Source organism: Flavobacterium chryseum (genome assembly GCF_004362015.1).
Taxonomy (GTDB): Bacteria; Bacteroidota; Bacteroidia; order Flavobacteriales; family Flavobacteriaceae; genus Flavobacterium.
Map to the genome: position 1 here is coordinate 125,900 of NZ_SNWW01000005.1, position 12,715 is coordinate 138,614.

Genomic DNA, 12,715 nt, shown 5'->3' on the forward strand with positions numbered 1-12,715 from the left:
AAAATGAAAATAACTATACTCGCCTTTAGCCATTATTTATGTGATATAAAAAGAATATCTTTTGCAGTATTACTCCTTTTGGTCAGTTCATTAGGTTTTGCGCAAACGGTTACCACTAACAAAACAGTAACTGCAAATACCAGTAGTTGCGGCATTGTAAATGTAAAAGTTGATATTACAGGTTCTGACCCAATCACAAGAAACTCTGATATAATTTTAGTTATTGATGTATCCGGAAGTATGGGAAATACAATCTCTGGCGATACAAAAACATCAATGGATTATGCTAAACTAGCTGCAAAATCTTTTATTACGCAGGCATCAGCCAACACCAATAATCGAATTTCAATTGTTTCATATACTACAAATGCAAAACTCGAAATTGGATTAACGTATTTGAATGCTGTAGGTGTTACTGCCTTGAATGCAAAAATAAATGCACTTACTGCGACTAACAATACGAACATTCAGGATGGAATTGTAAAAGCAGAAAAGGAATTAGAAACGAACGGCCGTTTTGATTGTGCTACCGGAAGAAGTATTATTTTACTAACTGACGGAGTTGCAAACCGAACCGGAAGTGTTGGAAGTACTTCGACTTGTAATAATGTAAGTACTTCATCTACTTGCGTTACTTCTGCTATTACTGCTGCAACCAATGCAAAAACAACTGTAAAATCGAGTATTACTTATAACAATCAGATTTTTTCTGTTGGTTTATTTGGCGGAATTCCCGGTAATATCAATACGGTTGGAAGTGATAAATATGTTGCCAAATATACTTTGGATGGCATTCAGGGAAGTCCATCTTATATTACTCAAAATGGTGCCAACTTAACGGCTATTTACAATCAGATTGCTACTCAAATTTCGTGGATTGCCCAAAGTTTGATTGAAAAAGAAACTATTATTCCGGGTTTTACAATAGGTTCAATTTCGGTTAGTAAGGGTACAACTTCTGTTTCCGGACAAGTAATTACGTGGAATACTGATTTCTTGAATTCAGAAACTATCACATTAAACTATCAATTAACACCAACCGGAAGTGCTTGTGGCAATCAGACGGTTAGTACATCTACTTTTAGTTATCAAAATACATCTTGCTCCAGTGATTCGAAAACTATTACAAGCCCGAGTTATTTTGTTCCTTGTTTGCCTTTAATAACGGGAATGCTAACTGCATGCGGATCGACAACATTAACGGCTTCTACAAATGCAGCTTCTCCTACGTACGTTTGGTACAAAGATGATGTTATTATAACAGAACAAACGGCACCAACACTTGTAGTAACCGCAAGTGGAGCGTATAAAGTAACAGTAAAAAATGGAAGTACAAATTGTGAATTAACTTCTGCCGCATCTACCATAACCATTACTCCGGCAGCGGCTCTTGTTGCACCGAATAATGTTACGATTGAAGGATGCAGCACAGCTTCAATTACGGGATTGGTGTACAAAACGACAGATACTGCTATTACCTTAGCACAATTAAATACTGCAGGAGGCTCTCTTGCAAACAGTGCAAGCCTGGGAACTTATACAATATCCTATTCTGATACTGCTTCCGGAACATGTCCGATTGTGGTAAACAGAACATTTAAAGTTACAACTGGCTGTGGCATAATTACAAAAAATCAAATAATTACAATTCAGGATACGACTGCACCAAATTGGACAACAACTGCAAATGCTCTAAACGTAACTTTACAATGCAGCGATTCAGCAGGATTGGCTTCAGCTCAAAACCAAGCGTCAGTTGCAACCGATAATTGTGGAGGAACAATAATCTACACCAAAACAAGCGGAACTTTTGTTGCAGGTTCTTGCGCCAATTCTGGAACTTATACCAATACGTGGATTACGAAAGATGTTTGTTTGAATTCTTCTACTACTTTCACACAAATAATAACTATTCAGGATACAACCGCTCCAACCTGGACAACAACTGCAACTGCTTTAAATGTAACTTTACAGTGCAACGATTCAGCAGGATTAACTTCCACCCAAAAACAAGCGCCAGTTGCGACCGACAATTGTGGAGGAGCAATAATCTATACCAAAACAAGTGGTACTCTTATAGCTGGTTCTTGCGCCAATTCCGGAACTTATACTAATACGTGGATTGCTAAAGATGTTTGTTTGAATACTTCTACAACTTTTACGCAAGTTATAACAATTGAGGATACAACCGCGCCAATATGGACAACTAATGCAACTGCTTTAAATGTAACTTTACAATGCAACGATACTTCAGGATTAGCTTCGGCTCAAAAGCAAGCGCCCGTTGCAACGGACAATTGTGGAGGAACAATAACCTATACCAAAATAAGCGGAACATTCGTTGCAGGTTCTTGCGCCAATTCCGGAACTTATACCAATACCTGGATTGCCAAAGATGTTTGTTTGAATGCTTCTACCATTTTCACTCAAGTGATCACAATTATTGACAATACTGCGCCGACATGGACAACTACTGCAACTGCTTTAAATGTAACTTTACAGTGCAACGATTCAGCAGGATTAGCCTCGGCTCAAAACCAAGCGCCAGTTGCAACCGATAATTGTGGAGGAACTATAATCTACACCAAAACAAGCGGAACTTTTGTTGTGGGTTCTTGCATTAATTCCGGGACTTATACCAATACGTGGATTGCCAAAGATATTTGTTTGAATTCTTCTTCAGTTTTTACGCAAATAATAACTATTCAGGATACTACTGTGCCAACTTGGACAACAACTTCTTCAGATTTGAATGTAACTCTGCAATGCAGCGATTCAACAGGATTAACTTCAGCACAAAACCAAACGCCAGTTGCAACCGATAATTGCGGAGGAACTATAACGTACACCAAAACAAGCGGAACATTCGTTGCTGGTTCTTGTGCTAATGCCGGAACTTATATCAATACGTGGATTGCCAAAGATGTTTGTTTGAATACTTCTTCAGCTTTTACTCAAGTGATAACAATTGAGGATACTGCTGCGCCGACATGGACAACAACTGAAACTGCTTTAAATGTAACTTTACAATGTAGTGATTCATCAGGATTAACTTCTGCTCAAAACCAAACGCCAGTTGCAACCGATAATTGCGGAGGAACAATAATCTACACCAAAACAAGCGGAAGTTTTATTGAGGGTTCTTGTTCAAATTCCGGAACGTACACTAATACGTGGATTGCCAAAGATGTTTGTTTGAATACTTCTACGACTTTCACGCAAATAATAACTATTGAGGATACAACCGCTCCAACTTGGACAACGACTGCGAATGCTCTACACGTAACTTTACAGTGCAGTGATTCAGCAGGATTAACTACTGCTCAAAATCAAGCACCAGTGGCAACTGATAATTGTGGAGGAACTATAATTTACACTAAAACAAGCGGGACTTTTGTTGCAGGTTCTTGCGCTAATTCCGGGACATATACCAATACCTGGATTGCAAAAGATGTTTGTTTAAATTCTTCTACAGTTTTTACGCAAGTGATAACAATTGAAGATAATTCTGCACCAACATGGACAACAGCTTCTTCAGATTTGAATATAACTTTACAATGTAGTGATTCATCAGGATTAACTTCAGCTCAAAATCAAGCGCCAGTTGCAACTGATAATTGTGGAGGAGCAATAACATACACTAAAACAAGTGGAACTTTTATCGCAGGTTCTTGTGCAAATTCTGGGACTTATACCAATACGTGGATTGCAAAAGATGTTTGTTTGAATACTTCTACGACTTTTACGCAAGTGATAACAATTGGGGATACTGCTGCGCCAACATGGACAACAACTGCAACTGCTTTAAATGTAACTTTACAATGTAGCGATTCAGCAGGATTAACTACTGCTCAAAACCAAGTGCCTGTTGCTACTGATAATTGTGGAGGAACAATAACATACACCAAAACAAGCGGAACTTTTGTTGCGGGTTCTTGCGCCAATTCCGGAACTTATACCAATACGTGGATTGCGAAAGATGTTTGTTTGAATACTTCTTCAGTTTTTACGCAAGTAATTACAATTGAAGATACAATCGCGCCAACATGGACAACAGCTTCTTCAGATTTGAATGTAACTTTACAATGCAACGATACTTCGGGATTAACTTCAGCACAAAATCAAACGCCAGTTGCAAATGATAATTGTGGAGGAACAATAATCTATACCAAAACAAGTGGTACTTTTATAGCTGGTTCTTGTGCAAATTCTGGAACTTATATCAATACCTGGATTGCGAAAGATGTTTGTTTAAATTCTTCTACAGCTTTCACTCAAATAATTACAATTCAGGATACTGCTACGCCTACATGGACAACAACTTCTTTAGATTTGAATGTAACTTTACAATGCAGTGATTCAGCAGCATTGACTTCAGCACAAAACCAAGCGCCAGTTGCAGCCGATAATTGTGGAGGAACGGTAACCTATACTAAAACCTCAGGAACTTTTACTGCGGGTTCTTGTGTCAATTCCGGAACTTACACTAATACATGGATTGCGAAAGATGTTTGTTTGAATACTTCTACAGTTTTTACGCAAATCATAACTATTCAGGATACAACCGCGCCAACTTGGTCAAATCAAACTGCTTCTTTAAATAAAACTATAGAATGCAACAATCAGGAAGCTTTGGCATCGGCACAAGACTTATTTCCAATTGCAACAGATTCTTGCGATTCTGACGTTTCGAATCTTGTGAAAGTAAGCGGAAGTTTTGTAACTTCTGAAGGATGCTCAAATGCAGGAACTTATACCAATACCTGGACTGTAAAAGACGATTGCGGAAATACTTCACAAACTTTCACGCAAATAATTACAATTCAGGATACAACCGCGCCAACTTGGTTAACTGAAACTACTTCTTTAAATAAAACTATCGAATGCAGTAATCAGGAAGCTTTGGCATCGGCGCAAGCTTTGTTTCCAACTGCAACAGATTCTTGCGATTCTGATGTTTCGAATCTTGTGAAAATAAGCGGAAGTTTTGTAGCTTCTGAAGGATGTTCAAATGCTGGAACTTACACCAACACTTGGACTGTAAAAGACGATTGTGGAAATACTTCACAAACTTTTACGCAAGTAATTACAATCCAGGACACAACTGCGCCAACTTGGTCAACTCAAACTGCTTCTTTAAACAAAACAATCGAATGCAACAATCAGGAAAGTTTGGCATCGGCGCAAGCCTTATTTCCAACTGCAACAGATTCCTGCGACTCGGATGTTTCGAACATTGTGAAAATAAGCGGAAGTTTTGTAGCTTCTGAAGGATGTTCAAATGCAGGAACTTACACCAACACCTGGACTGTAAAAGACGATTGTGGAAATACTTCTGAAACTTTCACGCAAATAATTACAATTCAGGACACAACTGCTCCAACTTGGTCAACCGAAAATGCTTCTTTAAATAAAACTATCGAATGCAGCAATCAGCAAGCTTTGGCATCGGCGCAAGCCTTATTTCCAATTGCAGCAGATTCTTGCGATTCTGATGTTTCGAATCTTGTAAAAATAAGCGGAAGTTTTGTCGCTTCTGAAGGATGTTCAAATGCGGGAACTTACACCAACACCTGGACTGTAAAAGATGATTGTGGAAATAGTTCTGAAACTTTCACGCAAATAATCACAATTCAGGATACGACCGTACCAACATTTATTGGTGAGTTGCCGCAGAATAGTACCGTTTCCTGTGATGCCGTTCCGCAACCTGCCAATTTACAGGCTTCTGATAATTGCAATGGAGCTTTACCAATAGTATATTCTCAAACTAAAAGTGCAATTCAAAATGAATGTGATACAAATTACACTTTAATCCGTAAATGGACCATTAGCGATTGTAGCGGAAACACCGTTTCACATACTCAGATCATAACGGTAAGAGACACTACTCCTCCTACAGGAACAGCTCCTGCGAACATTGTTGGTTTAGTAAGTATTGCTGATATTCCGATTGCAAGCACTGATGATGTAAAAGATGTTGCTGACAATTGCAGTAATAATGTAAGCATTACTATAAGTGAATCAAACAATGGAGGAAGCGGTTGCGAGGGTAATCCTTACATAGTAACAAGAACCTATACTTTAACTGATTGTGCTGGTAATTCAACAAATTTAGTACAAACCATTACTATCGAAAATCAAGTTCCTCCTATTAGTATTATAAATAGTGAGGCTTGTAATGATGATGCTACTCTTGTTAACCTGCTTAATTTGTTGCCAGCAAATACAACAACTACTGGAATCTGGGTTGACACCAATGGAACAAATGCACTACAAGGAAACATATTCAATCCGTTTGGTCTTGCATTGGGCAATTATACATTTGAATATAAAATTAATCATGCAAATTGTCCAAGAAGTATTCTGCTTACTATGGAAATTAATGATGACTGCATCGTGTTAGCCTGCGGAAATGTCCTCATACACAATGCTTTCTCTCCTAACGGTGATGGAATGAATGATATTTTCAAAATTGATAATATCGACGAACTAACCTGCTATCCCGGAAACACTGTTGAAATTTACAATCGCTGGGGAATATTAGTATTCGACACCATTGATTACAATAATACGACGAATGCATTCGACGGAACTTCCAGAGGCAGAACGACTATTAAACAATCGGAAGGCTTACCAACGGGAACCTACTTTTATATTGTCAATTACCAATCTTTAGACGTGAATAACGCAATTCAAATGAATAAAAAAGAGGGTTATCTGTATTTATCAAAATAAGCTTATCAACACCATTCATAAAATCAATAAAAATGAATGGTGATATTAGAAAGTCCTTGATTTTGAGTAAATACGAATTGGCTTAATGTTAGGATTTCATTTCTGAAAAAATCATTAGTAATAATTGAAATAATAATACTATGGGAACAAAATTATTTTCCTTCGCTATAATGTTGGTTACCATTGCAGGTTATGCACAACAAGATGCACAATTTACGCAATATATGTACAACACTATCAACATAAATCCTGCTTACGCAGGTTCTCGTGGAGCCTTAAGTATTTTTGGCTTATATCGTACGCAATGGGTTGGGCTTGATGGAGCACCCGAAACCAGCAGTTTTTCTGTCAATACACCTATCAATAACAGTAATGTGGGAGTTGGAGTTTCTTTGGTCAATGATAAAATTGGGCCAACAAACGAAAACACTTTTTCTGTAGATCTGTCGTATACCATTCAGACATCGGCAAGCTTTAAACTTTCTTTTGGTATTAAAGGAACAGCGAATTTATTCAATCTTGATGTTGATAAACTAAATCCGGAATTTCAGGGAGATCCTCAATTTCAGGATCTCGACAATAAATTTTCTCCTAATGTTGGAGCCGGAATTTATTGGCATTCTGATAAAGCATACCTCGGTTTATCAATTCCGAATTTTATCGAAACCGATCGTTACGACGATAATGATATTGCCATTTTTAAAGAAAAAATCAATTACTATTTTATGGCAGGTTATGTATTCGATTTAGACAAATATCAATACATAAAATTTAAACCGGCCGCTTTAGTTAAAATGATTGAAGGCGCGCCATTGCAAGTTGATGTTTCGGCCAATTTTATGTTCATCGATAAATTTGTAGTGGGTGTTGCTTACAGATGGAGCGCTTCTTTGAGCGCAATGGTAGGTTTTCAAATTACAGACGGCCTTTATTTAGGATACGGATACGATCGCGAAACCACAAACCTAAATAATTATAATTCAGGATCGCATGAAATATTTATGCGTTATGAATTCTTAACAAACAATAAAAAATTGTCAAATCCACGTTTCTTCTAAAAATAATTATTATGAAAAATCATATTCTCTTTTGCATAACAATTGTTATCGTTTTTACATTTGACATCTATTCGCAGCAATCAAAAATGGATAATGCCGACAAAAAGTACGAAAGCTACGCTTATATTAACGCTATAAAAACATATGAAAAAGTGGCCCTTAAAGGATACAAATCTGAAGATCTTTTTAAGAAGCTGGGCAATTCTTATTACTTTAATTCACAATTTGAAAGTGCTGCAAAATGGTACGGCGAATTATTTAAAATGAATACAGCTGTTGAATCTGAATATTATTACAGATATGCACAATCTTTAAAATCGATTGGAGAAACGGCAAAAGCCAACAAACTGATGGATGAGTTTAATGCCAAATTTAAAGATGATACGAGAGGAATACTTTATAAGGAAAATGTAAATTATCTCGACCAGATTAAAGCAAATTCCGGGCGTTATAACATTGAAGATGCCGGCGTAAATTCTCCATATTCAGATTACGGATCTTTTGTTTACAATAAGAAACTATACTTTGCATCGACAAGAGATACCGGAAATTTTTCGAAGCGAAAACACACCTGGACTGGTGAATATTTTTCTAATTTGTATGTCGCCGATATTGATTCTGCTAAAGTAAAAAGGTTCAAAGCTGCTTTAAACTCTAAATTTCATGAAACCGCACCCGTTTTTACAAAAGATGGAAAGACAGTTTACTTTACAATAAACAATTACCTAAACGGAAAAAGAGGAAAAAATGAAAACAAATTTACTTTAATAAAAATATACAAAGCAACGCTGGAAGATGATAAATGGACTAATATAAAGGCGCTTCCGTTTGACAGCGACAATTATATTACGGCACATCCTGCACTAAGTCCCGACGAAAAAACATTATATTTTTCGTCTGATATGCCGGGAACTTTCGGAAATGCTGATGTTTTTAAAGTCAGTATTAATAGTGACGGAACTTATGGCCCTCCTCAAAATTTGGGAAAAACAATAAATACCGAAGGTAAAGAAACCTTTCCCTTCATCACCAGCGAAAACGAAATTTACTTTGCTTCAGACGGATATCCCGGGCTTGGCGGTTTAGATGTTTTTGTGGGGAAACTTGAAGAAAACGGAACGGTAAGTAACATTCAAAATGTTGGTCAGGATATCAATTCTCCGCAGGATGATTTTGCTTATATAATCGATCCCGTTTCACAAAAAGGCTATTTTAGTTCTAACAAAACCGGAGGAAAAGGTTCTGATGATATTTACAAGTTTCTGGAAACTAAAAAGCTACAATGCATTCAGGAATTAAGCGGCGTTATTACTGATGCAGAAACAGGAATTATTCTGCCTCAGGCAAAAGTAACGATTTATGAAGGACAAACGTTAATAAGCACCGCTATTGCTGATGCAACGGGAATTTATAGTTTTCCGGTTTACTGCGGAAAAACATATATTGTAAGAGCAGAAAAAACAGATTATACAACTAAAGAAGTAAGTGTGACGATTGCAACAACAAGCGGAAAAACCGATTTGCCAATTGCTTTAGACAAGGCGATTTGCAAAGTTACAGTTGGAGATGATTTAGGAAAATGTTTTGGTATAAAAATGATTTATTTCGATTTGGATAAATCTAACATTCGCACAGAAGCAGCAATTGACTTGGAAAAAATACTCGACGTTTTAAATGATAATCCAACCATGAAACTTGATATTCGTTCGCACACTGATAGTAGACAAACGTTTAAATACAACGAAGCTTTGTCTAACCGAAGAGCGCAATCGACTATGAAATGGTTAATTAAAAACGGAGTTAATTCAAACCGATTAACCGGTAAAGGTTTTGGAGAAACACAGCTTGTTAATGAATGTGCAGATGATGTAAAATGTACAGAACAGCAACATCAGGCCAACAGACGAAGCGAATTTATTATCACTGCATTGTAATCCTGTTTTAAAATAGTAAAGCTGTCTATTTCGAGACAGCTTTTTTCTACATTCAAAACAAATCGTTGTAACCCAAAAGAGTTACAACAACTAACTAAAAAACCAGTCCAATAATTCTTTAAAGTTTTACAAATATATTTGTGTAATATTTTTTTCCGGAAGCATCAGTAGTAACCGATAAGCCAAAATGAGTATAATCTCCTTCGATATTTTCTTTATGGCCTTCGCTATTTAACCAACCGGTTAAAACTGCTTGCGCTGTCTTATAATTGTAAGCAACGTTTTCACCAATCTTTTTTGCACTAAGCGCTTTCATAATATCTTCAGATCGCGCTACAAAACCATTATGGCTAATTGCATTAACTGCGATCATATCTTTATTATGTTCTTCGCACTTATAAGAAATATAATTTATTTGTTGTAAAGCATTTAATCCAATACTTACCCGGTAGTCATTTATTAATTTCATGGTTTCTAACTCCGAGTCATTGTAATTGTAGTTCGTACTTGGAGTTGCTACTGTGATAGTATCATCAGATGCTTCTGCAGTGTCTGCAGAACATGAGTTCATTGTAATAAGCATTACAACGAACATCATGACGCTCATTATCTTTTTCATAGTCATTAGCATGTTAATGTTTAAAGTAGATGTTGGGGCAAATCCTTTAAATTTTTATATAAAATCGTTTGTTTCTTGGATCAAACATATTCAATATATCGGTAAACTACAAAAAAAGTCGATGAACGACATGGTAATTATGTAAATAAAAATAAAAATCTTACAACTATGATGACAATCTTTCTATTTTCCATGAAAAATCAGGCTGGCTGGAATAGCGAATTCTGTCGTGTAATCTGTTTGGTCTGCCTTGCCAAAATTCTACTTCTAATGGCGTTACTAAAAAGCCTCCCCAGTTGTCCGGTCTAGGAATCGGCTTTCCTTCAAAGGCTTCTTCTAGTTTTTTTAAGTTTTCTTCTAAAAATGTTCTCGACGGAATTACTTCACTTTGATTGGAAACAATGGCGCCTAACTTGCTTCCATCGGGACGGGAATCAAAATAATTATCAGATATATTCTCAGAAGTTTTTTGGGCAATTCCCTTTATAATAACCTGACGTTCCATTTCCTGCCAAAAAAAAGACAAGCAAACATGCGGGTTTGCGGCAATTGCTTTTCCTTTTTCTGAATTATAATTGGTGTAAAAAATAAATCCCTCTTCAGAAAATTTCTTTAATAGCACAACTCTAGATTTCGGAAAACCATCCAGACCAATTGTTGAAACGGTCATGGCATTAACTTCTCCGCTTGCGCCGAAATCTTCTACTTCGTGAAACCATCTGTTAAACAAATTAATCGGATCTTCAGGAATATTGGTTTCTAATAATTCGCTTTTCTCGTAAGACTTTCTATAATTACTTAAATCGTTCATGATTTATTATTTTAGATTGTTGATTTTTAGATTTTAGATTATTGGATTTTTAGACTTCTTAGATATTAGATTGTTAGATTTTTTGAATAAAAAACTTAGCAACTTAGTGTCTCAGTACCTTAGAACCTTTACTACCATTCAAAAGAAACCCCGTCATTTCCTGAAAGTACATTTGGAAAAACGGTTTCTGCCTCAGCTTTAAAACGCTCAATACCATCATATCTTGTCGAATAATGGCCTAAAACTAATTGTTTTGCATTTGCTTTTAATGCTATTGTTGCAGCTTCAATTGCTGTTGAATGCAATGTTTTTAAAGCCAGCGCTTCTTCAGATTGCAAAAAAGTAGATTCATGATATAAAACATCTACATTTTCTATGATAGGAATAATGGCTTCGTGATAAACGGTATCGGAACAAAACGCATAACTCATGGGCGGAATCGGATCGAACGATAATTTTTCGTTTTCAATTATAGTTCCGTCATCAAGCGTAACATTTCCTCCGTTTTTTATTTTTTGATAATACGCCGTGTGGATATCATATTTTTGAACTGCTTCTACATTTAGTTTTCGTTCTCCCGGTTTTTCCTGAAATAAAAATCCGTTGGTGTAAACGCGATGTTTTAACGGAATCGTTTTTACAATAACGCGGTTATCTTCAAAAATAACTTCACTTTCAGTCGATTCTAATTCGTGGAAAAACAAATCATAAGTTGTCCAGGAATTTGATAATCTCAATTGTAATGTAATGATTTCTTTTACTCCTTTTGGTCCGTAAATATGAAGATCTGTTGTGCGTCCTAAAAGTGCAAAAGTCGAAATGGTTCCTATTAATCCAAAGAAATGATCACCATGCAAATGCGAAATAAAAATGTGATTAATTTTTGAGAATTTAATCTTGTTTTTACGCAATTGAACCTGAGTTCCTTCACCACAATCAATTAAAAACATTCTGTTCTTAATTTCTAAAACCTGCGAAGTCGGGTTGGTAATCGTTCTGGGAGTTGCGGCGTAACAGCCGAGTATGGTTAATTTCATTTTAGATTTTAGATTGTTGATTGCAGATTTTAGATTGTTGAAGTAGATTTAAGATTGGAAAAATTTTAGCATTAAAAAATCTACTATCTAAAATCAGAAATCTAGATTCGAGCATTAAAAAAATCTAAAATCTGAACTCTAAAATTAAAATCCGAGGTCGCGCTCAATTTCTTCCATTTCGATAATATCGTTAGCTTCTAAAAGAGAAGGAACGACAGTTAATTTATCAGAAACAGCATTAAAATCAAGTTCAGAAACCACAATTAAAAAAGATTTTTTGGCTTTTTTGTGTTGCTTCGAAAGTGGTAAAAAAAGTTTCAAATCATTTTCAGATAAATCAGCATCCGAAGACAAATCGATTATAATATTTTGTTTTTCAAAGGTTTTAAACTGCTTCGTCACTTTCTCCAAAAAAGAATTGACATCTCCCTGAGTATTTTTAATGATAACGGTATGTCCTTTTTGATCTACTTTCATTTTATAATGTATGTGGGCTCGTATAAAAATAATAATTTCAA

At 36.0% G+C, this 12,715-nt stretch carries 7 protein-coding genes; 3 read left to right on the plus strand and 4 right to left on the minus strand.

Features of this window, described 5'->3' with window-relative positions:
• Window positions 1–3 precede the first annotated feature (3 nt).
• The 3 genes from EV143_RS11290 (at window position 4) to EV143_RS11300 (ending at window position 9,730) form a co-directional block, all read left to right on the plus strand.
• Complete coding sequence (locus EV143_RS11290) at window positions 4–6,738, plus strand: HYR-like domain-containing protein (RefSeq protein WP_133508048.1); 6,735 nt, start codon at window positions 4–6, stop codon at window positions 6,736–6,738.
• A gap of 140 nt (window positions 6,739–6,878) precedes the next feature.
• Entirely contained in the window at window positions 6,879–7,796 is a 918-nt protein-coding gene (locus tag EV143_RS11295; protein WP_133508049.1) for a PorP/SprF family type IX secretion system membrane protein, read from the plus strand.
• 11 nt (window positions 7,797–7,807) lie between these two features.
• On the plus strand, window positions 7,808–9,730 hold the full coding sequence (locus EV143_RS11300) for an OmpA family protein (protein WP_133508050.1): 1,923 nt from the start codon (window positions 7,808–7,810) through the stop codon (window positions 9,728–9,730).
• Between the two features lie 118 nt (window positions 9,731–9,848).
• On the opposite strand, the gene EV143_RS11305 is transcribed toward EV143_RS11300, so the two are convergent.
• The 4 genes from EV143_RS11305 to EV143_RS11320 form a co-directional block, all read right to left on the minus strand.
• A complete protein-coding gene (locus EV143_RS11305) occupies window positions 9,849–10,349 on the minus strand; it encodes a CAP domain-containing protein (protein ID WP_133508266.1) in 501 nt (166 codons plus the stop codon).
• Window positions 10,350–10,515: 166 nt separating this feature from the next.
• Window positions 10,516–11,160, minus strand: coding sequence for a pyridoxamine 5'-phosphate oxidase (gene pdxH / locus EV143_RS11310; RefSeq protein WP_133508051.1), 645 nt, complete (start codon window positions 11,158–11,160; stop codon window positions 10,516–10,518).
• A 131-nt stretch (window positions 11,161–11,291) separates the two neighbouring features.
• Window positions 11,292–12,197, minus strand: a complete 906-nt coding sequence (locus tag EV143_RS11315; protein ID WP_133508052.1) for a ribonuclease Z — start codon at window positions 12,195–12,197, stop codon at window positions 11,292–11,294.
• Window positions 12,198–12,341: 144 nt separating this feature from the next.
• Window positions 12,342–12,674 carry a ribonuclease Z gene (locus tag EV143_RS11320; RefSeq protein ID WP_133508053.1) on the minus strand — a complete coding sequence of 111 codons (333 nt, stop codon included), beginning with the start codon at window positions 12,672–12,674 and terminating at the stop codon, window positions 12,342–12,344.
• Between the last annotated feature and the right edge of the window lie 41 nt (window positions 12,675–12,715).